Origin of the sequence: Brevundimonas terrae (genome assembly GCF_011761985.1) — a bacterium.
Classification (GTDB): domain Bacteria; phylum Pseudomonadota; class Alphaproteobacteria; order Caulobacterales; family Caulobacteraceae; genus Brevundimonas; species Brevundimonas terrae.
Genome location: NZ_JAASQT010000001.1, coordinates 43512 through 68817, shown reverse-complemented (window position 1 = coordinate 68817; position 25306 = coordinate 43512). Strand labels below are relative to the sequence as shown.

At 60.1% G+C, this 25306-nt stretch carries 20 protein-coding genes; 9 read left to right on the top strand and 11 right to left on the bottom strand.

Features of this window, described 5'->3' with window-relative positions:
- Positions 1-96: 96 nt before the first annotated feature.
- Together FHS64_RS00300 and FHS64_RS00295 are read right to left on the bottom strand one after the other, a co-directional pair.
- Complete coding sequence (locus FHS64_RS00300) at positions 97-585, bottom strand: MarR family winged helix-turn-helix transcriptional regulator (protein WP_167176150.1); 489 nt, start codon at positions 583-585, stop codon at positions 97-99.
- A gap of 98 nt (positions 586-683) precedes the next feature.
- On the bottom strand, positions 684-1835 hold the full coding sequence (locus FHS64_RS00295) for an acyl-CoA dehydrogenase family protein (RefSeq protein WP_167173995.1): 1152 nt from the start codon (positions 1833-1835) through the stop codon (positions 684-686).
- Positions 1836-1938: 103 nt separating this feature from the next.
- On the opposite strand from FHS64_RS00295, the gene FHS64_RS00290 reads away from it, so the two are divergent.
- From FHS64_RS00290 to FHS64_RS00275, 4 genes are read left to right on the top strand one after another with little or no spacing between them, the layout of a single operon-like run.
- Positions 1939-2964, top strand: coding sequence for a phosphotransferase family protein (locus tag FHS64_RS00290; protein ID WP_167173993.1), 1026 nt, complete (start codon positions 1939-1941; stop codon positions 2962-2964).
- Between the two features lie 35 nt (positions 2965-2999).
- Complete coding sequence (locus FHS64_RS00285; protein WP_167173990.1) at positions 3000-3320, top strand: DUF6285 domain-containing protein; 321 nt, start codon at positions 3000-3002, stop codon at positions 3318-3320.
- Positions 3317-4204: a hydroxymethylglutaryl-CoA lyase gene (locus FHS64_RS00280; RefSeq protein WP_167173987.1), complete on the top strand. Its 888-nt coding sequence runs from the start codon at positions 3317-3319 to the stop codon at positions 4202-4204. Before FHS64_RS00285 ends, FHS64_RS00280 begins: the two co-directional genes overlap by 4 nt.
- Entirely contained in the window at positions 4204-4971 is a 768-nt protein-coding gene (locus tag FHS64_RS00275) for an SDR family NAD(P)-dependent oxidoreductase (protein WP_167173984.1), read from the top strand. The genes FHS64_RS00280 and FHS64_RS00275 overlap by 1 nt, the downstream gene beginning before the upstream one ends.
- A 152-nt stretch (positions 4972-5123) precedes the next feature.
- Here FHS64_RS00275 and FHS64_RS00270 read toward each other — a convergent pair whose 3' ends face one another.
- Positions 5124-6365, bottom strand: a complete 1242-nt coding sequence (locus FHS64_RS00270; protein ID WP_167173981.1) for an acyl-CoA dehydrogenase family protein — start codon at positions 6363-6365, stop codon at positions 5124-5126.
- A 131-nt stretch (positions 6366-6496) separates the two neighbouring features.
- Between FHS64_RS00270 and FHS64_RS00265 the strand changes: the two genes are divergently transcribed.
- Together FHS64_RS00265 and FHS64_RS00260 are read left to right on the top strand one after the other, a co-directional pair.
- Positions 6497-6925, top strand: coding sequence for a MarR family winged helix-turn-helix transcriptional regulator (locus FHS64_RS00265; protein ID WP_167173978.1), 429 nt, complete (start codon positions 6497-6499; stop codon positions 6923-6925).
- Between the two features lie 71 nt (positions 6926-6996).
- Positions 6997-8058 carry a CaiB/BaiF CoA transferase family protein gene (locus FHS64_RS00260; RefSeq protein WP_167173975.1) on the top strand — a complete coding sequence of 354 codons (1062 nt, stop codon included), beginning with the start codon at positions 6997-6999 and terminating at the stop codon, positions 8056-8058.
- A gap of 70 nt (positions 8059-8128) precedes the next feature.
- Here the strand turns inward: FHS64_RS00260 and FHS64_RS00255 are convergent, their stop codons facing one another.
- Both FHS64_RS00255 and FHS64_RS00250 read right to left on the bottom strand, forming a co-directional pair.
- Positions 8129-9676 carry an AMP-binding protein gene (locus FHS64_RS00255; RefSeq protein ID WP_167173972.1) on the bottom strand — a complete coding sequence of 516 codons (1548 nt, stop codon included), beginning with the start codon at positions 9674-9676 and terminating at the stop codon, positions 8129-8131.
- A gap of 216 nt (positions 9677-9892) precedes the next feature.
- Positions 9893-11074 carry a CaiB/BaiF CoA transferase family protein gene (locus tag FHS64_RS00250; RefSeq protein WP_243862651.1) on the bottom strand — a complete coding sequence of 394 codons (1182 nt, stop codon included), beginning with the start codon at positions 11072-11074 and terminating at the stop codon, positions 9893-9895.
- Between the two features lie 304 nt (positions 11075-11378).
- Between FHS64_RS00250 and FHS64_RS00245 the strand changes: the two genes are divergently transcribed.
- Positions 11379-12908: an acyl-CoA synthetase gene (locus FHS64_RS00245; RefSeq protein ID WP_167173969.1), complete on the top strand. Its 1530-nt coding sequence runs from the start codon at positions 11379-11381 to the stop codon at positions 12906-12908.
- Between the two features lie 63 nt (positions 12909-12971).
- On the opposite strand, the gene FHS64_RS00240 is transcribed toward FHS64_RS00245, so the two are convergent.
- From FHS64_RS00240 to FHS64_RS00215, 6 genes are all read right to left on the bottom strand, one after another.
- Positions 12972-14327, bottom strand: a complete 1356-nt coding sequence (locus tag FHS64_RS00240; RefSeq protein WP_167173966.1) for a spinster family MFS transporter — start codon at positions 14325-14327, stop codon at positions 12972-12974.
- A gap of 37 nt (positions 14328-14364) precedes the next feature.
- On the bottom strand, positions 14365-14778 hold the full coding sequence (locus tag FHS64_RS00235; RefSeq protein ID WP_167173963.1) for a nuclear transport factor 2 family protein: 414 nt from the start codon (positions 14776-14778) through the stop codon (positions 14365-14367).
- 3 nt (positions 14779-14781) lie between these two features.
- On the bottom strand, positions 14782-15696 hold the full coding sequence (locus FHS64_RS00230; protein WP_167173960.1) for an SMP-30/gluconolactonase/LRE family protein: 915 nt from the start codon (positions 15694-15696) through the stop codon (positions 14782-14784).
- Between the two features lie 38 nt (positions 15697-15734).
- Entirely contained in the window at positions 15735-16883 is a 1149-nt protein-coding gene (locus FHS64_RS00225; protein WP_167173957.1) for an acyl-CoA dehydrogenase family protein, read from the bottom strand.
- A 60-nt stretch (positions 16884-16943) separates the two neighbouring features.
- The gene (locus tag FHS64_RS00220; RefSeq protein WP_167173955.1) at positions 16944-19139 is read right to left on the bottom strand and encodes a TonB-dependent receptor; all 2196 of its coding nucleotides are present in this window, start codon (positions 19137-19139) and stop codon (positions 16944-16946) included.
- A 319-nt stretch (positions 19140-19458) separates the two neighbouring features.
- On the bottom strand, positions 19459-20367 hold the full coding sequence (locus FHS64_RS00215) for an acyl-CoA thioesterase (RefSeq protein WP_167173952.1): 909 nt from the start codon (positions 20365-20367) through the stop codon (positions 19459-19461).
- Positions 20368-20788: 421 nt separating this feature from the next.
- Here FHS64_RS00215 and FHS64_RS00210 point away from each other — a divergent pair, with 421 nt between their 5' ends.
- Together FHS64_RS00210 and FHS64_RS00205 are read left to right on the top strand one after the other, a co-directional pair.
- A complete protein-coding gene (locus FHS64_RS00210) occupies positions 20789-23803 on the top strand; it encodes a TonB-dependent receptor domain-containing protein (RefSeq protein ID WP_167173949.1) in 3015 nt (1004 codons plus the stop codon).
- A 129-nt stretch (positions 23804-23932) separates the two neighbouring features.
- A complete protein-coding gene (locus FHS64_RS00205) occupies positions 23933-25228 on the top strand; it encodes a metal-dependent hydrolase family protein (protein ID WP_167173946.1) in 1296 nt (431 codons plus the stop codon).
- Positions 25229-25306: the final 78 nt, after the last annotated feature.

Genomic DNA, 25306 nt, shown 5'->3' with positions numbered 1-25306 from the left:
GCGCACCGGCTGTATTATCCTCCCTGACCGAGGCCTCTAACGAGCCATTTGGTCAAGTAACTAGACAATACAACCGAGCGAGTTCGTCAAGTAACTTTACGGATTTTTGTTCGACGAGCGACGAAATTCTTCGGCACCCTGACCTTTTTGATCCAGCTTGACGAGGGGAGGCGTGCCCCAGTCAGCGTCCAGAGCCGCTCTCAAAGCGGCAACGCCATCGGCACCAATCCGTGGCACGAGGCTCTCGGTTAACTGTTCGACGATGGTTCGAGCATCGCGACGCATGGCGTCACCCATCGCGGTCAACTGGACAATGCGGATACGGCCATCATCGGGATCGTCGGCCATTTCGAAGATACCGCGCTTGACCATGGTTTGGATGGTGGAGTGCACGGCCTGACGGGTCAGGCGCAGGCTGCGGGCGATATCGGCAGGGCGCACGATATTCATCTGCACATGCATCATCACCATGGATTCAGGTCGCGTCAGATGGGGCCATCCCGCCTCGCGCAAGCTGTTCTGCAAACCTTCGTCGAACCATTCAAAGCCAGCCATCAGCGGGACGATGAGATAGTAGGATTGCATTTTCACGCGGAAGCTCCGGGCTGGATGGGATGCAGATATTATCCCGATGGAGAAGCCAAGCGGGCATGCTGTTGAGGCATTACCCGCTGTAAGCCGCTTTAGAGCGTACGGGAAATGAGAATCTTCATCACCTCGGACGTCCCACCGTGGATGGTGTCGATACGCGCATCCTTATAGAGCTGCGCGATCGGATATTCGTTCATATAACCGTAACCTCCGAAAAGCTGCAGGCATTTGTTGACGCCTTCCAGCTCGGTTTCGGTAATCCACAGTTTTGCAATCGAAGCAGTGGCCGCGTCCAGTTCGCCGCGGATCAGTTTTTCGGTGCAGGTGTCGATAAAGCTGCGGGCGATGACGGCCTTGGCCTTGATGTCGGCCAGTGTGAACTGGGTGTTCTGGAACTCCATCAGCGGCTTGCCGAAGGCCTGACGCTCACGGGTGTATTCGACCGTCAGCTTCAGGGCGCGTTCCAGAATGGCCAGACCCATGGCGGCGATGCCCAGACGTTCCTGCGGCAGCATCTGCATCAACTGGCCAAAACCCTTGCCCTCGACGCCACCGACCAGATTGCCCGCCGGAACACGCACATCCTCGAAGAACAGTTCCGAAGTATCCTGTGCGGCGCGACCCATCTTGTCGAGGTTGCGGCCACGGGTGAAACCGGCGCGGTCACCCTCGACGGCAATCAGGGAAATGCCGCGCGAACCATTGTCCGAGGTGCGGCACACCACCAGAATAAGGTCAGCGGTCTGGCCATTCGAGATAAAGGTCTTCTGGCCGTTCAGCACCCATTCGTCGCCTTCCAGACGCGCACGGGTGCGGATGCCTTGAAGGTCGGAGCCGGTGCCTGGCTCGGTCATGGCAATGCCCAGCACGATCTCGCCGGTGACCACCTTGGGCAGCCAGTTTTGTTTTTGCTCCTCGGTACCGAACGCGATCAGATAGGGGGCGACAATCGAGTTGTGCAGTGGCACACCCCAGCCTTCCATACCGCGTGCACCGAACTCTTCGATCAGGATGCGTTCGTGGCGGAAGTCCGCGCCCATACCGCCGTATTGCTCGGGAACGCCAAGGCCCAGCAGGCCGAACTCGCCACCCTTGGTCCACATCTCGCGGTCCACAATCTTGTTGTGGTTCCAGTGCTCGATAGTCTCTGGCGAGCACTCGGCCTCGAGGAATTTGATCAGCCCGTCACGGAACATGTCGAGGTCTTCGGTGGTGTAGGGCGAAGGACCGGAATGGGCGCTCATGGGCGGGAATCCTGAATAGTGATGTTTGATCCATCCTGTGCTTCGAACAGGATAAACGTCAATCTATTTGACAAATATTGCGACCTGCGGTCATCCATAGTTCATGAGCGGAACAGAACTATCGCAAGATGCAGCAGGGCATGTGGCGCAGCGGCTGGAAGCCCTTGCCCCACTACTGGCCGAGGGCGGTCGTGGCATTGGCGGGCTGAAACGCCTGACCGGCGGGGCCAGTCTGGAAACATGGGCCTTCGATGTCGAAAGCCCTGATGGCCTGCGGGCGCTGATTCTGCGCCGCCGTGGCGATGGCGAGGAGGCCGAGGTGTTTGAAACCTCGCTGCCCCTGCCCATCGAGGCGCGCGTGCTGGCCGCAGCTCAGGCTGCAGGTGCCCCCGTGGCCGAACTGGTGCGCGATTGCGGACCCGGTGATGGTCTGGGCGAGGCCTATATTGTCACGCGCGTTGCAGGCGAAACCCTTGGCCGCCGTATAGCGGCAGGAACGGCCTTTGCACCGGCTCGCGAGGTTTTGGGACGCCAGTGCGGCGAGACACTGGCCCGTATTCATGCGGTGTCTGTCGAGGCCATGCCGGACCTAGAGGTGCAGAACGCGCAGGACGTGATCGATCGCTATGCCGACATTTATCGCAAGAGCAGCGGTCCGCGCCCTGTGATGGAGGCGGCGCTGAAATGGATGCAGGCCAACCTGCCGGAGGCCGTGACGCCGCGTCTGGTCCATGGCGATTTCCGCAATGGCAATCTGATGGTTGAAGCCGACACCGGCCTCACCGCCGTGCTGGACTGGGAGCTGGCGCACCTTGGTGATCCGGCCGAAGACTTCGGCTGGTTGTGCGTGAACTCGTGGCGCTTTGGCGTGACCGATAAACGGGTGGGCGGCTTTGCCGATCTGGCCGATCTCCTGGCCGGATATAAAGCGGTTGGCGGCGAGGCGGTCTCTGTTGAACGCGTCCGCTTCTGGGAAGTGGTCGGCACCTTCAAATGGGCCGTCATCACCATGATGATGTACCAGACCTTTGCCACTGGTGCCTCTGCCTCGGTCGAGCGGGCCGTGATCGGTCGTCGCCTCAGCGAGTGCGAGGTTGATCTTCTGGCGCTGATGGAAGGGGCAAATTGATGCGTGGTCCGACGAAAGAAGAGTTGGTCCGGGCCGTGAGCGGTTGGCTGGCTGGAGAGCCGACACCGGCGGATGGTTTCCATCGGAAGGTTGCCGCCAATGCCATGGGCATTATCGAGCGCGAACTAACACTGTGGCCTGCCAGCGAGGCCGCTGCCATCGCCCGTATGAGCGCCATTCTGGGCGAAACGGGCGATTATGACACCCTCAATGATGCACTGGCCGAAGCCATCCGCAATGGTGGTATCGATGCCAATGATCCCAAGGTGTTCGCCCATCTGAAACAGACGGCACTGGATATGCTGGCGGTCGATCAGCCGCGTTATCGCCACGCTCTGAACGGGGCGGATCAATGATCGAACTGGTCGAGGTTTCCGCCCGCGACGGACTGCAAAACGAAAAGACAATCCTGCCGACCGCCGACAAGGTTGAATTGATCCGTCGCGCCATTTCTGCTGGTGCCAAACGGCTTGAGGTCGCCAGCTTTGTGAACCCCAAACTTGTGCCGCAAATGGCCGATGCCGAGGCCGTCATCGAAGCTTTGGGCAAGACGGAAGGTGTGCGCACCATCGGTCTGGTATTGAACGAGCGCGGGGCAGGGCGCGCCTTGCAGACCACGGTCGATGAACTTGGCATTGTGGTGGCGGCCAGCGACACTTTTGGCAAGGCCAATCAGGGCATGGATATCGCCGAGAGTGTGGCCATGGCGGGGCGCGTCATCGCGCTGGCCCGCGAACGGGGCCGCGACGCACAGGTGACGATTTCGGTCGCGTTCGGATGCCCGCTGTCGGGTTCGGTCGATCCTGATCTGGTGGTGGATATGGCGCGCCAATTGGCGGCCTTTAATCCGCTGGAGATCGCCCTTGCCGACACGATCGGCGTGGCCCGTCCGGACGAGGTGACGGCTCTGGTTACCCGCGTGGTCGAAGCGGTGAAACCGCTGCCGGCGCGGGTGCATTTCCACGATACGCGCGGGACAGGCGTTGCCAATGCCGTGGCCGCAGTGGCCGCAGGCGCTGTGACCGTCGATGCCTCGATTGGTGGCACGGGCGGTTGTCCGTTCGCGCCGGGAGCAGCAGGCAATGTGGCGTCCGAAGACGTGGCCTATGCGCTGGGCGACAAGATGGCTGTGAATATTGGAACGCTGTGTGAGGCGGCGGTCTGGCTCAATGACAAACTGGACAGGACAAGAACCAGCGCCATGACGCGCGCCTGGATGTCCGCAAGGGAGAAGCGCTGATGGCGACGAGCAAAACCCACGAAGGCCGCGTGGCCCTGATTACCGGTGCCTCATCGGGCATTGGTGCCGAGTTTGCCCGCGTGCTGGCTCGCGGCGGGGCCAAGGTGGTGGTGGCCGCGCGCCGCGCCGACCGTCTGCAAGACCTTGTGAAAGAACTGGAAGCTCTGGGTGTCGAGGCCATGGCCGTGTCGATGGATGTGACGGAGGAAACCTCTGTCATGGCCGGCTATGATGCCGCCGAGGCCCGTTTCGGCACCGTCGATACCATCATCGCCAATGCCGGTGTGAATGCCGAGGGCTGGGCCACCGACCTGCCGATCGAAGAGTATGACCAGATCCAGGCTGTGAACACGCGCGGTGTGTTCCTGACCGTGCGCGAGGGCGGTCGTCGCCTGCTGAAAAGCGAGGCACCGGATCGTGGCCGCGTGGTCATTCTGGCCTCTATGGGCGGCCTGCACGCTCTGACAGGTCTGGTCGCCTATTGCGCCTCCAAGGCCGGTGCCGTGATGCTGGGGCGTGCCTTTGCCAATGAGTGGGTGCGTCCGCGCATCAGCGTCAATACGGTTTGCCCCGGCTATATGCTGACCGATATTAACGAGGAATGGTTCACCTCGGAAGCGGGCCAGAAAATGGTGTCGAAACTGCCGCGCAAACGCCTGATGCCGATCGAGGCTTTGAACCCGACCATCAGCTTCCTGACCTCGGATGCCGCTGCCTATACGACCGGCGCGGTGATCAAGATCGACGACGGCCAGCAGATCGACTGACCGGCGTTCAAATAGGCACGAACAGGAGGAGGCAGCGAGAAGTTGCCGCCTCTTTTTTTGTATGCGGCACCAAAAAAGGAGGCTCTTGCGAGCCTCCTGAAGTTGGGGATCAAGCTTACTGGTACGCTACTGTTCGTCGCGTCTCGGGGATTTCAGGTCAGGGCCGAGTTGGGGGCAAGGCCCACCATTGAACGGCCGTGAAGTTCTGTAGAAACGTCCATGTCATAGACGATGTGGCTGGCCATGACTTCGATGTCGCGGGCCAGACGCTGGAGCGGGTTGCCAAGGTGGTAGATGCCCGAACCGGAGGCCTCGCAGCAGGTGCGAACGGCATCACGACATTGGCCGACCGCATAGGCGATCTGGGCGCGGATACGGATGCGTTCAGCCAGTTGTTCCTCGTCGCTCAGGGCATTAAGGGTCAGGTTTTCACGGGCGCTCTCGCGGATCAGCAACTCTGCCGAACGGACCATCAGATCTGCACGGGCCAGACGCATCTGGGCGGCAGGTTTTTCGACCTGTGTGGACTGGCCCCCCATCTTGGTGTGCAGGCTCAGTCGCTCGGTGGCCAGTTTGACGGCGGCCTTGGCGGCACCGACAGACGGCAGGGCGGCGGTGACGCAAAGCTGTGGCAGCATGGGTGCACTATAGAGCGGATTATTGTGAACCTTGCCGCCATTGCCGCGACCGGTCCGCACCGGCAGTAACTCGAACGCATAGGCGTCGGGGATGAACAGGTCCTTGGCCACGATATCGTTTGAACCGGTGGCGGCCATGCCGCTCATGTTCCAGGTGTCGATCACCTCAACGTTTTCGGCGCGGGTCAGCATCATGCGCACCACAGGCGGCTTAGCTTCACCCATGTCCTCCATGCTGTTCAGCATCACCCAGTCGGCATGCATGACGACGGTGCCGAACTTCCAGCGGCCGGAAATATTGAAGCCGCCATCCACGCGCACTGCCTTGCCCGGAGGGGCGGCGACACTGGGAGCGATGATATAAGGGGTTTGGCCCCAAACTTCTTTCTGGGTCGCCTCGGGATACTGGGCCAGAAGCCAGTTGTGCTCGGCCGCGAAGCTGGCGGTCCAGCCAACCGACGGGCAGGCTTCGCAGATGGCCAGCGTCGTATCGATATAGGTGTCGGGATCGAACTCCAGGCCGCCGAACATGCGCGGCACATAGATGTAGAAATAGCCGCTGGCCCGCAGAGCATTCCACACTTCGTCGGTCGGACGACGCAGGCTTTCCGCCTCGGCGGACTGGGACGCGATCAAAGGCTGTAACGCCTTGATCCTTTTCAGGAGTTCCTGCGGGGTCAGGGCTGCCACTTCTTCAGGTGGCAAGAAGTCATCACCCTTTGGAATGCGGCGATCCGCCAGCTTTTCACCCGTCATGTTCAATCCTCCCTCAACTGGTGACAGGATTTCAGGGAATGGTGCCATATGTCAAGTTACTTGACTAAAAATCTCTATCCTTTCGGCTTTAAAGGATTCCCGATACGCCAGAGCTAGCCCTATAAGGGGGGATGAACAGTCAGCTTCTCATGCTTGATCTTGTGCGGACCCTTTACTGGTTCGACGAGCAGTTACAGGTGCGCCTCGAAGCGCTGGGGTGGGGCCGCAGAGGCCGCTCGCAATCGTTGATATTGGCCAATATCGCCAATGGCGAAACCCGCGCCTCGCGCATGGCCGACAACCTTGGCGTATCGCGTCAGGCCATGAGCCAGTTCCTGACGGAACTGGAGAAAGAAAAGCTGATCGAGGTGGTGGTAGATCCCGCTGACAGGCGGGCGCGCATTGTGCGCTTTACCCCCGAATCCGAAGCTATCCGCGAAGATGCCAAAAAGGTGCTGCGCGCCATGGAAGACGAACTTCGTACGGCCATGGGGGTGAAGGATTTTGAGGCGTTGCAAATGGGTTTGCGCAATTTTCTCGGGCAGCAGGTCGGTCAGTAAGTCAAATTTATTGACAATATAATCTGTGCGTCCGATCACTCTTCCTGAGTTTCAGGGTAGGGGAGATTGTCATGTCGCAAGCGGTTTCAGGCGGAGCTCTTGAAGGTCTGCGGATCATCGAGATGGAAGGAATCGGGCCGGGGCCGTTCGCGGGCATGATGCTGGCCGACCATGGGGCCGAGGTGATCCGCATTGCCCGAAAAGACACCAAGCCGGACCCTGCCGATGTGCTGGCCCGTTCACGCCGCCGCGTGGAACTGGACCTGAAAACCGATGAAGGCCGCCAGTTGGCCCGTGAACTTATTGCCACGGCTGACGGCGTGATCGAGGGCTATCGTCCGGGCGTGATGGAACGTTTGGGTCTGGGGCCGGACGTGCTGCTGAACGATAATCCGCGTCTGGTTTATGGCCGTATGACGGGCTGGGGGCAGGAAGGTCCGCTGGCCAAGGCGGCGGGCCACGACATCAACTATATCGCCATCACCGGTGCCCTGAACGCCTTTGGCCGCGCGGGCGAGAAACCGACCCCGCCGATCAATATGGTCGGTGATTTCGGCGGTGGCGGCATGATGATGGCCTTTGGCATGCTGGCGGGCATCCTGTCGGCCCAGCGTACCGGCAAAGGTCAGGTCATCGACTGTGCCATGGTGGATGGCGCATCCCTGCTGATGGGTATGATCTGGGGCTTCAGGGGCCAAGGTCTGTGGAAGGACGAGCGCGGGGTGAACTATCTCGATACGGGCGCGCCCTATTACGACACCTATGAAACCTCGGACGGCCAGCATGTGGCCATCGGCTCGATTGAAAAACCCTTCTACAACAAGCTTCTCGAAGTCACTGGCTTGAAAGGCAATGCCCTGTTTGAAGATCAGGACGGGGTTGATGGTATCGCCAAACGACGCGTCATCCTGACCGATATTTTCCGTTCAAAGACCCGCGCCGAATGGTGCGGGCTGCTGGAAGGGACGGATGCCTGTTTTGCGCCGGTGCTGTCCTTTTCCGAGGCCCCGCAGCATCCGCACAATGTTCAGCGCGAAGCCTTTATTGAACTGAACGGGGTGGTCCAGCCCGCACCCGCACCCCGCTTCTCGGCAACGCCCGCACCCGCGCCGCGCGCCCCCGACGACGTGTAGACGCGCATACAACCAGACACGCAAAAGGCGGGAAGATTGCTCTTCCCGCCTTTTTTATATTTGCAGCGGGTTAGCCCTTGGCGAGCTCTGCAAGAAGGGCTTCGCGGACAGGGACCTTCTGGATCTTGCCAGCGGCACTGCGCGGCAGGCGCTCGACACGGAAGCTGATGCTCTTGGGGGTTTTATAGCCGGCAATACGCTCGCGACAGAAGGCGGACAGTTCTTCAAAGCTGGGTTGAACCACACCGTCCTTGCAGACGATCACCGCGTGTACGCGTTCGCCCCACACTGCGTCCGGCACGCCGATGACGGCGCTTTCCTCGATGGCGGGGTGCCATGACAGGGCGTTCTCGACCTCGATGGAATAGACGTTCTCGGCACCCGAGACGATCATGTCCTTCAGGCGGTCGGTGATATAGACATAGCCTTCATCGTCCATCCATCCGGCATCGCGAGTATGCAGCCAGCCCGCACGCATGACGTCGGCGGTTTCTTCCGGACGGTTCCAGTAGCCCATCATGACATTGTCACCGCGACCGACGATCTCGCCGATTTCGCCGCGAGGTACCTCTACGCCGTCTTCGTCCACGATGCGGATTTCAAAGCCGGGGGCCATCTTGCCGCAAGAACGCAGGCGCGGATGGTCGTCGTCGCATTCGTGATCTTGCGGGGTCAGTGCAGTGACCGAGGCCATCTCGGTCTGGCCAAAGCCCTGAATGAATTTGATGTCGGGGAATTTGGCCCGTGCCAGTGCCAGCGTTGCCGCCGGTAGTGACGAGCCGCCGTAGCCGAGCATCTGAAGACGCGACAGGTCCAGTTCGGCCAGTTTTTCATACTTGGCCATTCGGTCGATGACAGCAGGTACGCTGAAACAGTGGGTCACGCCGTGTTCGGCAATGGCCTCCAGCATGCTTTCGGCTGTGAAACTGCGGCGGAAGACGTGGGTGGCCCCGCACATGGTGACGAACAGAATACCGATATCGGCCAGATGGAACATCGGCGCAGCGTGGAAATTGACGCCGGTTTCATCGAACGGAATGGTCATCAAAAGGTTGGAAGCAATGGCATGCAGGTTGCCGTGGCTCAGCATCACTCCCTTGGGCAGGCCGGTTGTGCCGCCCGTATAGAAGATACCGGCCAGATCGTTGTTGTGGGCCAGATGCTCGGCGGCCGGTTCCCAGGTGGCGATCAGGCCTTCCTGTGTCAGGCGGCTCTGGTCGGCAACATCACCGTCCATGGCGATCAGGCACTTGACGGCACCTTCGGCCAGAAGCTGTTCGGCTACGGCGGTGAATTCTTCGCCGTAAAGCAGGGTTTCGACACCCGCATCCTTGAGTTGGAACGACAATTCAGCCGTGGCCAGACGCGTATTCATCAGCGTCAGGACGCCGCCACTCCAGAGAATGGCGAAATAGGCCTCGAAATAGAGGTCGCAATTATGGGCCAGAACACCAATCCGGTCCCCGGTTTGCATACCGGCCTGATTTTGCAGTCCACCGGCAAGGCGCGCCACGCGGTCAGCGACTTCGCGCCATGTCTTGCGCCGGTCGCCGTCAATGGTGGCAATCCGGTCGGGAGCCGTCACAAGGGCGCGAACGAGGCCTTGGGTAATACGCATCAGGTGAAAACTCCGGCCGATACATCATCGGAATAACGTCAAATCTATTGACAATATTCCGATGGAAGCCAGCTCTGTCAACAGACGGTTTCACATTCGGGCATGTCTAATTAAGCAATCAGATAATTATTGGGGAGCGCTAAAAAAAGCCCCGCCGGATGAGGTCCGGCGGGGCAGGGGGAACCGCCTCCAAAGAGGACGTTTCGGGAGAAAGGGTTAGCGCGCTAACCAGCGCTCAAGAATTTCGCTTGTGTCCTGACCAACTTCTAGTGGGGCAGGGCGACGGATAGAGCCGGGGGTATCTGACAGACGCGGGAATGTGTTCTGCATGGGGACTTCACCCAGCACCGCATCCGGCACCCGCACAATGGCTTCACGGGCGACAAAATGCGGGTCGTTCATCATGTCTTCGGCGTCGTATACGCGGCCCGCAGGCACGGCATATTCGATCATCAGGTCTTCCAGTTCCTGCACCTTGAGGGTGGAGGTCCAGTCGCCGACAATCTGGTCTAGTTCGGTCTGGTGCTCTCCGCGAGCCAGATGGGTGGCATAGCGGGCGTCAGTCGCCAGTTCCGGCTGGCCCATGGCCTGTGCCAGACGCGCAAACACCGCATCCTGATTGGCTCCGATCAGATATTCGCCATCCGAGCACGGATAGACATTGGACGGCGCAATCTTGGGCAGGACCGAGCCGGTGCGGGTGCGCTTATGCCCGTTAATGGCATATTCCGGCACCAGACTTTCCATGACTTGCAGCACGCTTTCATAAAGGGTGCTGTCAACGATCTGTCCGCGACCGGTCTTGCGGCGGGCCTCAAGTGCGGCCAAAGCACCCATACAGCCATAGGTGGCGGCCAGCGTATCGCCTATGGAAACGCCCATGCGCGACGGTGCGCGATCCGGTTCGCCGACAATGGCACGCCAGCCACCCATGGCTTCGCCGATACCGCCAAAACCGGCGCGCGAAGCATAGGGGCCGGTCTGGCCGTAACCCGAGACGCGCACGATGATCAGGCCCGGATTGGCGGCCATCAGATCGACAGGGTTCAGGTTCCATTTTTCCAGTGTGCCGGGGCGGAAGTTCTCGATCAGGATGTCGGCCTTGGCGATCAGGTCGCGGGCGGTCTGCTGACCTTCCTCGGAGCGCAGATCGACGGCGACGGAATATTTGTTGCGGGCAATCACGCGCCACCATGTGGGGATTTCGCCCTGGCCCCAATGGCGCATCGGATCACCGACGCCCGGCGATTCCAGTTTGGCTACCTCGGCACCCATGTCACCCAGCAACTGGCCGCAGAACGGGCCGGCAATAAGCTGGCCCATTTCAACAACGCGAATGCCGTCCAGTGCGCCCTTGCCAGTGATAGGGGCAGAGGATGTCGATGTGGTGCCGGTCAAATCAAACACTCCAGAATGTCAATTTATCTTACAATAATTTTAAGCGGCTCCGTCAATGCCTAACCGCATTCAACTGTTGATATTGGCAAATTAATTGACAAAATATCGATGTCGCATGTGCGGGGAGCAACCCTGCCGGTGACAGTTCGCGTGACAAGCGCGGATATCATACGGGCGCTCGGGGAGGGGCGCGATCAAGGGGATCGATGGTGGTCGGGCTTGAGGCTCGGGCCTGTTGATCCGGCTTGAGCCTCTTCCTTGCGCGGTCGATCTGTTCACCGTTTGCCAAAAGTAGAGCCTGACCATGCATCCCAGTCATTATGCCCGTCTCACCCCCGACAAGCCTGCGGTCATAATGGCAGGTAGCGGTGAGCGCCTGACCTTTGGCGAGCTGGAGGCCGACAGCAATCGCGCGGCGCAGCTGTTCCGCTCGCTGGGGCTGAAGGCAGGCGATGCGGTCGCGGCCTATCTGCCCAATATTCCAGCCTATTTTTCGGTGGCTTGGGCGGCCCAGCGTTCGGGCCTGTATTTTGTCGCTCTGTCGTCGCGCCTGACGCTGGAAGAGGTGGAATACATCGCCCGCGACAGCGGCGCGAAGGTGGTTGTGGCCGGTGCCAATCTGGAAAATACCGGCAGTCTGGCTTCGAAACTTTCGGACCTGTGCTTGTTCACCATTGGCGGTGCCGTCGAGGGCTTCAGGTCGTGGGAAGAGGCGACCTCCGCCATGCCTGCGGAGCGTATCGCCGACGAGATTGCGGGCGGCGAAATGCTGTATTCGTCGGGTACAACAGGGCGTCCCAAGGGCATCCGTCCCGAACTGCCCGCCAATGGCGATATCACCGCCATGCCGATGACGACTGTGGTGGCCAAGACCCGCTTCGAAGCCAATGAGGACAGCGTCTATCTGTGTCCGGCACCGCTCTATCATGCGGCCCCGCTGCGCTGGTCGATGGCGATCCAGCATCTGGGCGGCACGGTCGTGGTGATGGAAAAATACGATGCCGAAGCCGCTCTGGCCGCCATCGACCACTATCGCGTGACGCACAGCCAATGGGTGCCGACCCATTTCATCCGTATGCTGAAACTGCCCGATGAAGTGCGCGCCAAATATGATGTTTCGAGCCTGAAACTGGCCATCCATGCCTCGGCCCCGTGCCCTGTGCCGGTCAAAAAGGCGATGATCGACTGGTTCGGCCCCATACTCGTGGAATATTACGCAGGCACCGAGGGCAATGGCATGACCATTATCAACTCGCACGAATGGCTGAAAAAGCCCGGCTCGGTGGGCAAGGCGAACTTTTGCGTCGTGCATATCTGCGATGATGACGGTGTTGAACTGGCCGCCAACGAGATCGGCAATGTCTATTTCGAGGGCGATCACCCGTTCGAATATCACAACGCCCCTGAAAAGACGGCGGGTGCCTATCACGACAAGGGCTGGACCACGCTGGGCGATATCGGGCGACTGGATGAAGACGGCTATCTGTTCCTGACCGACCGCAAGAGCTTCATGATCATTTCAGGCGGAGTGAACATCTATCCGCAGGAGATCGAGAACCATCTGATCGGACATCCCAAGGTGGCAGATGTGGCAGTCATCGGTGCGCCATGCCCCGAGATGGGCGAGCGCGTGGTGGCGGTGGTCCAGCCCGCAAACTGGGATGATGCCAATGACGATTTTGCGGCAGAGCTTCAGGCCTGGGCGCGCACGGCCCTGTCGGGGATCAAGGTGCCGCGCCAGTATGATTTCATGGCAGAGTTGCCGCGCCACGATACGGGCAAGCTCTATAAGCGGTTGATCCGCGATAAATACTGGGAACAGGCCGCAGGCTGAGTTCTATAAGAAAACCCCCGCCGGATCGCTCCGGCGGGGGTTTTTGTTGTTGAGGCTTTGGACCTAGTTTTGGATCAGAGCCGCAGCCGCCGCTTCCTTGCGGTCATTGTCATGGACGGCGGCAATGATGGCCTTGCGTGCGATCAGGATCACGCCAACGCCGACAACCAGAGACACAGCCGTCACAACGGCCAGAGCCTTGCCGAGGCTGCTTGGGCCTTCAAAGAAATGCTCGCTGATATAGCCGGTGATCAGCGGGCCAAGACCCATACCGGCCATATTGGCGACCAGCAGATAGATGGCGGTCATACGGCCGCGCATCGATGCGGGCGTCAGGATTTGCAGCGTACCGGCTTGAAGGCCGCCAATGGTCGAGACGGTGGCCATACCGGCAGCGATCAGCACCAGCGCAATATTGGTGTCGTTGACCAGATAGCCGCCTAGCAGCAGCGGGAACTGGATGATGGCTGCGCCCAGAACGATACGCACCGGCGCATCGGCGTGGCCTTTCTTGGCCGAGCGGTCGGACAGAACACCACCAATGGCCAGACCAATGGTGCCGAACACGCCGATGATGATGCCGAAAGCCAGACCCAGTTGGGCGGGCGGCATGGCATGGGCGCGGGCAAAGTGGGCCGGAGCCCACAGCATGGCCCCGTAGGCCGCAATCACCAGAATGGAATAGCCGATGATGACACCGCCAAAGGCCAGTTTGTGGCTCTTGGCCAGCTCGAATACGGCGCTCAGCGGCGGGGCTTTGACATTGCCGCGACGGCGCGGGGCTTCGCGCACGGTAAGGCCCATCAGGATGGCCAGCGGAATACCCAGAAGGCCCACAGCCACAAAGGCCAGGCGCCAGCCGGTCAACTCACCCCACGGCAACGGCACCGAGGTCTTCATGGCCCAGCCCACCAGCATACCGCCAAACAGCATGGCCACGCCGCCACCCAGCGACACGCCCATATTGTAGAGGCTGACGGCAAAGCCCAGCCGCTTCTTCTCGAAACGGTCGGCAATGGTGGAATAGGCGGCAGGCGATAGGGTCGCCTCGCCGATACCCACCATGGCGCGTGCGGCCAAAAGCGTCATGAAACCGGCAGCAAAACCGCTGACGGCTGTGGCGGCGCTCCAACCCAAAACCCCGAAGATGATCAGGTTGCGGCGGTTGCCGCTATCGGCCATCGCGCCGAAGGGGATGCCCATGATCGAATAGAGCAGCACAAAACCAAAGCCGACCAGAAGGCCGACCTGTGTGTCGCCAAGACCAAGGTCCGCACGGATCGGGTCGATCATCAAACTGATCAGAACGCGATCCATGAAGGACAGCATATAGGCCAGCATCAGGACCAGAACGACATAGATCGCATAGCGTGAACTGTTCTTGCCGGTGGCGACAGGGGTATCGGTTGGGGATGTCATCGGGGACCTCCTGAACTGTACGGGGGTAGGATGGAGATCATGGGCATTGTGAAATCTGCGTGGCCCAATCGGTCAGTGGTTTTGAATCGAAATACTCGTCCAGACGGGTGATCCGGCCATTCTCGACACGGCAGACGAGGGTGGCAGCAAGCTCGAGGACGGGGCCTTTGACATGCACCGCATTGAGCAGGTGTTGTTGCACATAGCCACCGGCAAATACCTGAACGCGGCGGTTCAGATAGCGGCGCTCCGAGGTCTTGCCGACAAAACCCTTCAGAACGTCTAGATTGGCCTGCCGGTCCACACCAGCGCCAACCGTATTGAGCCAGACGACGACGTCAGGATCGTAGCAGGCCCTTACGGTGTCGATATCGCCCTGCTCGATGGCGCTGATGAAGCGGTCGGCCAGCTCGCGGATTGCGGCTTCGCCGGAGAGGTTTGCATCGCTCATGGGTTATCCGTTGAAAGCCAGTTTTAGACCCGCAGTTTCCCAGCGCGTCTTGTAGAGAATTCCGGTCGAAGAAGCCGTGATCCAGGCATCCTTCATATCGGCACCACCAAAACAGATATTGGTGGTGATGAAGTCCGGAACCGGCACGTCCTTCTGGTCGCCATTGGGCGCGATGATCGTGATGCGGCCATTGACGCCGGTGGCAACGCAGACATCGCCATCCTGCTGGATAGCAAGACTGTCGAATGGCTGATATCCGGGTAGGGTCAGGATCAGGCGACCCGGCATGTAGGACACTTCGGGAGCTTTCAGAACGCCCGCTTCGAGGATGTCATAGGCCCACAGACGACCGGTCCATGTTTCGGCGACATAGAGGGTCTGGCCGTCGGGCGACAGGCCACAGCCGTTCGGCCATGACAGGCGATCGCGTTGGCGGGAGATGAAGCTGCCATCGGTCTTGGCGTAATAGAGCGCGCCATAATCGCGGGTGGCGTCGTTTTCCTTGCCTAGATCGGTGAACCAGAAGCCGCCTTGGCTGTCGAAAACGATATCGTTGGGGGCGCTCAAGGGGCGTCCGTCACACTCGGTATAGAGGATCTCGACCGCGCCGGTTTCCAGATCGACGGCTTGAATACAGCCACCGGCATAATCGGCCGCGGCACCATGCGGAACCATGACGCCGCCGTCCAGATCGATCCAGCCAAGCCCGCCATTATTGCACACATAGGCACGGCCATCCGGACCGATAGCGGCCCCGTTCGGGCCACCACCCAGATCGGCAACGACGCTGACCGTGCCGTCGGGGGTCACACGGCTCAGGGTTTTGCGGCGGATTTCGACCAGAATGACCGAACCATCGGCCATGGCGATCGGGCCTTCGGGGAATTGCAGGCCGGTCGTGACGGGTATGAGCTGCATGGGTGATTTCTCTGGGTTCAAGGACAGGTCCTGTGGCATCAGACGATCGGGTGGTTGACGGGCAGGCCGAAATGGCTACGGCCCACCTGCTCGCGGCAGATGTCCCAGTCCCAGAAGGCATGCGATGTGACCGTCGCCAGATCGCGCCAGAAGCGCTGCAGAGGCTGGTCGTGGTGGTAGTTGGAGGAACCGGCATTGGTCATCATGTTCTCGACCGCCTTGCGCCCCGTATGGGCGAGGTAGCCTGCCGAGCCCTTGAGGCTGATACGGTCTTCCATGGTGTAGCCGGTCTGGATCAGGGCTTCGGTGCGGGCAATCTGGGCGCGGCCGAGAATGTCGACAGCCTGTGTCGCGACCTTCATCTCGCCCAATACGATGTGGGTGTGCTGCTGGTCCTTGACCACGGTGCCCGAGAAGTTGCGGACGCGGCGGTCCACAATCTCCTCGAAGGCTGACAGAGCACCCTTCAGGCCGCCGGTCAGAACCGGAATAATTGTGGCATAGGCCATCGGCACCAGCGGCACGCTGTACATCGGGTTTTCGTAACCCGACGAGCCTTCAGTGCGACCATTACGCAGGTCTACGCCGTCCAGCGACATGTGATCGGGAACGAAAACATTATCGACGATGATGTCGTTGGAGCCGGTACCTGCCATGCCTGTGAAATGCCAGACATCGTCAACGTTGACCGACGAGATCGGCATGACGAAACTGCGCGGCGTTTTCTCAGGCGTCAGGCCTGAAACCATGACCCAGTCGGCATGCATAATGCCCGAACCCCAAGGCGATCTGCCCGAGATACGCCAGCCACCTTCGACTTTTTCGGTTTTCATGGTGGGGGCGGTTGCCGCGGGCAGCATGACAAAGCCGCGCGCCTTCAGAATTACTTCCTGCGCCGTCGGGTGAAGTTTGGCGGCATAGAGGTTGTGGCCGATATAGAAGGAGGCAATCCACGCTGTGGAGACGCAGCCCTGTGCGATAATATCGACGACTTCAAACATCGTCTGAATGTCCGATTCCGCGCCGCCCCAACGCCTAGGGATAAGCATCTGGATCAGGCCGGCATCGATCAGGTCGCGCATATTGTCATCATGCGGACGGCGCAGGGCTTCGGTTGCTGCCGCGCGCGATTTGATCACAGGCAGCAGCTCTCTGGCGCGCCCGATAAGTTCTGCGGAAGTTGTCATAGGGAACTCGAAATTGGGTAACGAAAAGACCGGCCCCGTGGGGGACCGGTCTGAATCGGCTTAGAAGGTGAAGCTCAGGTCCACACCGATTTCGCGCGGTGGCTGGTAGACACGTGCTGCCAGCAGAGGCCCGACACCAAAGGTGTTGTTGATGATCACTTCATCCGTCAGGTTTTTGCCCCACAGGCTGACACGCCAGCGGCCATCCGGCAGTTCCAGTGCAACGCTGCCATCAATGATGGTGTTGGCTTTGCGTACGGCAAAGTCGGATAGTGCATTGAGGGCGTTGAAGCTGGTGTACATATCGCTCGCATAGCGGGCACTGGCTTGCGCTGTGACCTGACCGAAATCGTACGACTTCTTGTAGTTAAGTGTGACGCTGTTGCTCCACTCGGGGGCATAGGTCATCGGCAGGTTGCTGCGGTCGATCAGGCCCAGACCGTCACCCAGATCAGCAGTGAACTCGTCGAAGGCGGCATCCAGATAACCAACCGTAGCGGTAAGGGTGAGGGCGTCGGTCAGCAGGGCTGATGCTTCGGCTTCGAAGCCGGTGATGCTCGCGCTGCCGACGTTGGCAACCAGGGTCTGGTTGATGTTGGTGCCCGGGATAAGCTGCTGAACGCTTTGCTGCATATCTTTGTATTCACTGGTGAATACTGATGCGTTCAGGCGCAGGCGACGATCGAGCAGTTCGCTCTTCACGCCGATTTCGAACGAATCCACGGTTTCGGAATCGTAAGGTCCCACAGCTTCGAACGATCCGGCGCGACCATTGAACCCGCCCGCACGGAAGCCGCGCGAATACTGGGCGAAGGTCATCAGGGTGTCGGACCACTTGTAGCTGATGCCGAACTTGGGCGAGAAATCATCGAAGCTGGCGTCGAAGGTTCTCGCGTTCGGGAAGAACAGAGGCTGGGTGGTGAAGGTCTTCTCTTCCTTGCTGTAACGGCCACCGGCCGTCAGCGTCAGGTTCGGGATGATCTCGTAATCAGCCTGACCGAAGAGCGCCCAGGAGTCAGCCTTTTGGTTCGTATAGATGGTCGAACCGGCCGGAGCGCCGGTAACGGGATCTGGTGCTCCGAAGACCAGACCGAATTGACCAGTGCCGATTTCGTATTCCTGCGTCATGTAATAGGCACCGACGACGTAGTTCAGCGGGCCTTCTGCGGTCGAGCTGAGGCGTAGTTCCTGGCTGAACTGCTCATGGGTCTCGTCGCGGTGGACGGTCATGAAGGCGAGAGGGGTCGAGTCGAAATCGCTCAGGACATTGGTGTCCGTGCTACGATAGCCGGTGATGGAGGTCAGCTTGACGGCACCCAGATCCCAGTTCGCATTCAGCGTAATGCCCAGCGCTTCCAGATTGGAGAAGACGTCGTCACCGATGTGGGTCAGGAAGGGATCGCCATCGGCATCGGCAGGCTGGCCGAAACCGGGCAGGATCATACCCGGCAGGCTGGCATTCTCGGTGCCCGGGCCGGTGCCCTCGTCCTTGGTGTAATCAATGATCAGGGTTGCGTCGAAATTGGCTGTCGGGGTCCACAACAGGGCGCCACGCATGGACATGACGTCCTGAGCGCCCATATCGCGACCGTCGAAATTCTTGACGTAACCGTCATAGGTCTTGGCGAGGAACGAGAACTTGCCAGCGAGCGTGTCGTCGATCAGACCACCCTCTACGCCTGCACGCAGTTCCTGACGGCCATTGGAGCCGAAGGTTAGCTGCCCGCGCGCGCCAAAGTCGAAGGTCGGACGACGCGACTGGACGCTGACAACGCCGCCGATGGTGTTACGGCCATACAGCGTGCCTTGCGGACCACGCAGGATGGTGACGCCGCCAACATCGAAGAAGTCCTGAACGGCACCGACGTTACGCGACAGGTATACGCCGTCCAGTTCGACGCCGACCGACGGCTCGAAGCTGGATTCAACATCGGCAAAACCGAGGCCGCGGATGAAGAAGGCGCTGGCGAACGGATACGCACCGACGGGGGCCAGTACGACGTTCGGGATCTTGCCGTCGAGGCTGGTCAGGCTTTCGACCTTGCTGTCTTGCAGCGATTCCATGCTGAAGGCGCTGACGGCGAGCGGCACTTCCTGCAGGCGTTGTTCACGGCGCTGGGCGGTGACGACGATGTCCGAGACCTGCGCAGCTTGTTCTTGTGTGGTGTCCTGAGCGGCATCGGTCGATGCCATGGCGGGGGTGGCGAGAACGGTCGCCATAACGACCCCGCATTTCAGCCAGTTCGAGTACCTCATTTGATCCCTCCTCAAGTGTTTTTGTTATTGAGGGGAGATTGAGGTTATGTCAGATTTTTTGTCAAACGATTTGACGTTACCGATGCAAAAAAACTGATTGATTGATTAAATAATTAATAGTCATTTGAAAATAAACAGAAAGTAATTTTAGGCAATGATGAGTGGGTGAGTCCAATTATCGGCTGAAATAGCCTCAAGAGGTATTTAGCTGGGCACAAGTGAAGCCGAAAACAAGGCTATATAGTGGCCTTGTCGCGAGAGGACGCGCCAAAGCTGACACGAACGATCAATGGGTCTTGATTATCGAAAGAGTGTCGATTCAAGCTTTGGGTTTGCGTTGGCGGATCAGGCCTTCCTGGGTGACGCTGGCGACCAGTTTGCCGTCGCGGCTGAAGATCTGGCCGCGATTAAAGCCGCGTGCGCCGGAGGCTGACGGGCTGTCGGTGACGTAGAGCAGCCAGTCATCGGCACGGAAGGGTTCGTGGAACCAGATGGCGTGGTCGAGGCTGGCAATCTGGAACTGTTTGTCGAAATAGCTGATGGCGTGGGGCAGGCCGCAGGTGCTGAGCAGGGTCATGTCCGAGGCATAGGCCAGAACGGCGCGGTGCAGGCTTTCGTCATCACCGATCGGGGCCACGGTGCGGAACCATGAGGCATGGCGCGGCTCGGTCGCAAACGGGGCCAGCGGATTGCGCGTATAGACGTGGCGGAATTCCAGCGGGCGCGGGCGCAGCAAATGCTCGCGCAGGGGGGCAGGGATCAGCTCGGCATTGGCACGCCACAGCTCCGCTTCGCTGACCAATTCCTCGGGCGGGGTCACATCGGGCATGGTGTCCTGATGCTCGAAACCGTCCTCGGGCACCTGAAACGACAGCAACATGTTCAGGATCGGCTCGCCGTTTTGCGAGGCAATCACGCGGCGGGTGGCAAAGGTGCGTCCGTCATGGTCGCGCGCGACGCGGAAGATGATCGGTCTGCCCTCTTCGCCGGGGCGCATGAAATAGCAATGCAGCGAGTGACAGCGACGTCCCTCGACGGTCATCTGGGCCGCTTGCAGTGCCTGCGCGACCACCTGCCCCCCATAAACGCGCCCCTTGCCACCGGGCAGCGGGATGCCGCGATAAAGGTCCGTGTCCAGCGTTTCGACCGTCAGCAGATCAATCAGTCCCTCCACACGCGCCGGAGCGGAAGGTGACGAAGGGTCTTGCGGTGAAGGGATTTCGGTCATCGGACGCTTTGAAAAAAGGTTCGGGGAGAGGGGCGGATCATCTGCCGAGAGAGGCACCTTCGCAAGAGCCAAGCGCGACACGGAGGCCTTGTGAGGCAAGGCCGGTTGCCGAATTTTCGCGTGAAGCCGGGTGTCGTCATTGGAGATTTCTACCGGAAAGGGTCATTTTTGGACCCTTTTGGGAATATTCTTCGCAAACACAACTTTTGCGAGATGTTGAAATATTATGTTTCCAATGAAACTAAAATCGGGAAAAACGAGTATAAATTTATATAAAGAGCAATTTTACGGAAATCATTTTCCATTTTCCATTTGCCATTCGTCGTTCTCTGAATAAGTATTTTTGATCACGGCGCGGAATTTTTTGGAGATTCTGTGCCGAGGGATTGTTGTTGTCAGTAGGGCTGAGGGGGAGACGCGCATGCGCCTCGGGGAACAAATTCATTCAGGTCGCAAGGCCCGTCGTGTCTTGCTGGCCGGGGCCTGTGCCTATGCCGCACTGTCTGCGGGGGCCGCCTTCGCACAGGAAGCGCCGCTAGAGGGCGAGGATCAGGTGGCACAGGTCAGCGACATCGTCGTGACCGGCTCGCGCATTGCCCGCCGTGACTATTCGTCGAACAGCCCGCTGACCTCGGTCAGCTCGGAGACCATCGAGAACACCGGTCAGGTCACGGTCGAAAAAGCCCTGACCCAGATGCCGCAATTTTCCGGCTCGATGGGCCAGAGCACGGCAGGGTCCTCCTCGACCTCGCTGAACGGCGGTCAAGCCTATGCCAGCCTTCGCGGCCTTGGCTCCAAGCGCACCCTGTTGCTGCTGGACGGCAAGCGCCTGCAACCGTCGAACCCTGACGGTTCGGTGGATCTGAACATCATCCCCGAAGCCCTGATCGGCAATGTCGAGGTCATCACCGGCGGGGCCTCGACGGCCTATGGCTCGGATGCGACTGCGGGCGTGGTGAACTTCATCCTCAAGCGCGACATTCAAGGCGTCACCGTCGCCTCGCAATACGGCATCAGTGATTACGGAGACGGCGAAAGCTTCCGCCTGTCCGTAACCGCGGGCGACCGTTTTGCCGATGATCGCGGTCGCGCCGTGATCTCGCTCGACTATTCGATGCGCGACGTCGCCTATCAGAACAAGCGCGACTATTATTTCACCCGCAACCGTCAATCCAATACGGCGATCATTTCCCAAGGTGCCGCCTGGTTTGGCAGCAACCGCCCGACGCTGGATGCCGTCAATGACGTCTTTGTCGGCGATTATGGTCTGGACCCTGTGCTGGGCGCGGGCGGCTTCTATAACGGCCAGATCGGTTTCAATACCGGCGACGACAGCCTGTTCAATCTGGGCGGCGCATCGCCGGTCATGAACTTCAAGGACCCGGAAACGGACAACCACTTCCTGAATGCCGCAGGCACCAACATGCTGTGGGGATGGAACAAGGGTCGGGTCCAGAACGAAAACGAGCGCTATTCGCTGTTCTCGCGCGTGGATTACCAGCTCACGCCGACCATCGATTTCTACCTGCAGGGATCGCTGACCAGCTATGAGTCCGAGGGGACCTTCAACCCGACGTTGGCCGGTCTGGCCTATGCGCTGTCGGCACCGGTCACCAACCCGTATATCAGCAACGAATTCGCCCACATTCTGGCCTCGCGCCCGAACCCGACGGCTGATTTCGCTCTGTGGAAGGACCTGGATTTCGCCGGCGAGCGCCTGCAATCCTATGCCTATAACGTCTCGCAGTTCATTGGCGGCCTGACCGGACAGGTCGGCTATAAGGACTGGACGTGGGAAGCCTATGCCAGCGTGTCCAAGGCCGATTTCGAGAACAAGCAGTCCGGTGGTGTCAGCCGCTCGGCGATCTCGCGACTGCTGTACAGCCCGACCGGCGGTTCGGAATTCTGTGCGGGCGGTTTCAATCCGTTCGGTAACCACAACCCGTCGGCCGAATGCGTGAACTATATGGTGCGCGGCACCACTAACACCAACGAGCTGACCCAGCGCATGGCCGAGGCCTCGGTGCAGGGCGGGCTGTTCGAGCTTCCGGCGGGCGAGGTGCGTTTCGCCGCCGGTGTCGGCTATCGCTACAACCATTTCGACTTCCGTCCTGATGCGGCCCTCGACCAGCCGGACGGCACCAGCGACATCCTTGGCTATAGCGAGCTTCGCGCCTCTTCGGGCAATGTGGACAGCACCGAGGTGTTTGCCGAATTCCTCGTGCCGCTGCTGAAGGACCTGCCCTTCATCCAGTCGCTGGAAATGGATCTGGGCTATCGCTTCTCGGACTATAGCTCGGTGGGCGGGGTCCATGCCTACAAGGCCGATGTGAACTGGCAGATCAACGACATTGTGCGTATTCGCGGCGGCTATAACCGCGCCGTACGTGCGCCCAGCGTCGGTGAGCTGTACTCGCCCATCTCGGCGGCGACCGTGGATATCGGCAACCCGTCAGCGGCCAATACCAATGGCGATCCCTGCGATGTCCGCTCCAGCTTCCGTCAGGGACCGAACGGCCAGAAGGTCGCCGATCTGTGCGTCGCGCTGGGCGTGCCCGCCGCTCTGATCGACAGCTACCAGTTCGGGGCCGCACAAGTGTTTGCCCTAACCGGCGGCAACCCCGATCTGGAAGAAGAAACCGCCGATACCTATTCGTTCGGTACTGTTCTTCAGCCGACTTTCCACTCGCCGTGGTTGAGCAATATCTCGGCATCGATTGACTGGTACCAGATCAAGGTCGCCGATGCGGTCGGCACCTTGGGCGTCGGCAATGGCATCCGTTATTGCTTCAATGACGGCGGCAACAACCCGAACTTCGATCCGAACAACTATTACTGCACCTTGCAGGACCGCAACACCAATGACGGCTACATGGTCAATCCCAGCCAGCCTTTGTTGAATCTGGGCCAGTTCAATGTGACCGGTATCGATGTCCAACTGGACTGGCGTCTGCATCTGGCCGATGTGGGTCTGGCACAGGCGGGCAGCATCAGCATCGGCACGGCGATCAGCTATCTGGACAGCTTCGAAATCCAGGCCCTGCCGGGTGCGCCGACCTTTGACTATGCCGGTACATGGGGCACGGCCATCGAGGCCAATGCAGGACAGGCCCACCCCGAATGGAAGGCGTCCACCAGCTTTACCTATTCGCGTGACAGCTGGAATGTCGGCCTGCGCTGGAGGCACATGTCGGAGATGATGAACTCGGCCCGCGTGACGTCGCCCAACAGCACGACGCGCGGTGTGGATGCCTATGACGTCTTCGACCTGAATGCCCGTGTCGATCTGCCATGGGAAACGTCTGTGCGCTTTACCGTGACCAACCTGTTCAACGAGGCTCCGCCTCAGGTCGGTGATGTGCGCGGCACCTATGATGCCCAGAACTATGACACCTTGGGCCGCTATTATTCGCTGGCCGTCACCAAGAAGTTCTGATCCGTTTCAGGCCGGAGACGCAAACTGTCTCCGGCCCGATTTTCCGTATTCCGGCGGGGTTGAGTGCGCCGTGAAAGTCTAGAGTATCCGTTTAGGGGGCGGTGCCATTCGCACCGCGGAGGAGGAAGTATGAAACTGAACCTGAAGAAGAGCTGGGCCTTTGGTCTGGCGGCCGTACTGATGGCTTCGGCCAGCGCTGCTGCGGCCCAGAACGTGTCCTATATCCATGCCGGTCGCGTACTGGCCGATCCGGCCACCGGCCGCGTGACCGAGCGCCAGACGCTGGTGATCGAGGATGGCAAGGTCAAGGAAATCCGCGACGGCTTCGTGGGTGAAGGTACGGTTGTGGACCTGTCGGACAAGTTCGTCCTGCCGGGCTTCATCGACAGCCACGTCCACCTCGGTGGCCAGCAAGGCGATGGCGACCGCGCCAGCCGCTTTACCAGCACCTCTGCCGATGCGGCTCTGCGCGGCGCACAATATGCCAAGATCACGCTGGAGGCCGGTTTTACCACGGTGGCCGATCTGGGCGGTAATGCCGACGCGGTTGTCGGCCTGCGTAATGCTGTGGCCCAAGGCCGTATTGTCGGCCCGCGCATTCTGGCCTCGGCCGGTACGGTGACCCCGCATGGCGGCCACGGCGATGCCAATGGCGTGCCGGAATCCATGGTGCCGCTGATGCGTACCACGGGCGTCTGCTCGGGGCCGGACGACTGCCGCCGTGCCGTGCGCGAGCGCGTGCGTTCGGGCGCTGATGTCATCAAGATCACGGCGACCGGCGGCGTTCTGTCCGATACCGGTGCAGGCCTGAACCAGCAGTTCTCGCAAGGTGAGCTGGAAGCCATTGTCGAGACCGCCCACTTCATGGGCCGTCGCGTCACCGCCCACGCCCACGGCACGGACGGTATCAACAGCTTCCTGCGCGCCGGTGGTGACTCGATCGAGCACGGCACCTTCCTCGACAATGAAGGCATCCGCATGCTGAAGGCCAATGGCGGCTATCTGGTCCCGACCTTGCTGGCCGGTGACTTTGTGGCCCGCGAAGCCCAGCGTCCGGGCACCTTCTTCACCGCCAACCAGCGTAAGAAGTCGCTGGAAGCCGGTCCGCTGATGCTGGACATGGCGCGCCGCGCCCACGCCGCCGGTGTGAAGATCGCGTTCGGCACCGACAACGGCGTTGGCCCGCACGGCGACAATGCCCGTGAGTTCGTGCTGCTGGTCCAAGCCGGTCTGACTCCGATCGAAGCCATCCGTACCGCCACCATCAATGCGGCCGACCACTTTGGTCTGCAAGACGAGATCGGCCGTATCACGGCAGGCTATAATGCCGACATCATCGCCGTTGACGGTGACCCGTTGCAGGACGTGGCCACCCTGCGTGACGTCAAATTCGTCATGCGCGCAGGCAATGTCTACAAGCAGTAGGTCGAAAGACTGACCGCTGAAAACGCGAAAGGCCGCTCCGCAAGGGGCGGCCTTTTTCGCGTGTGACTTTTGGCATGC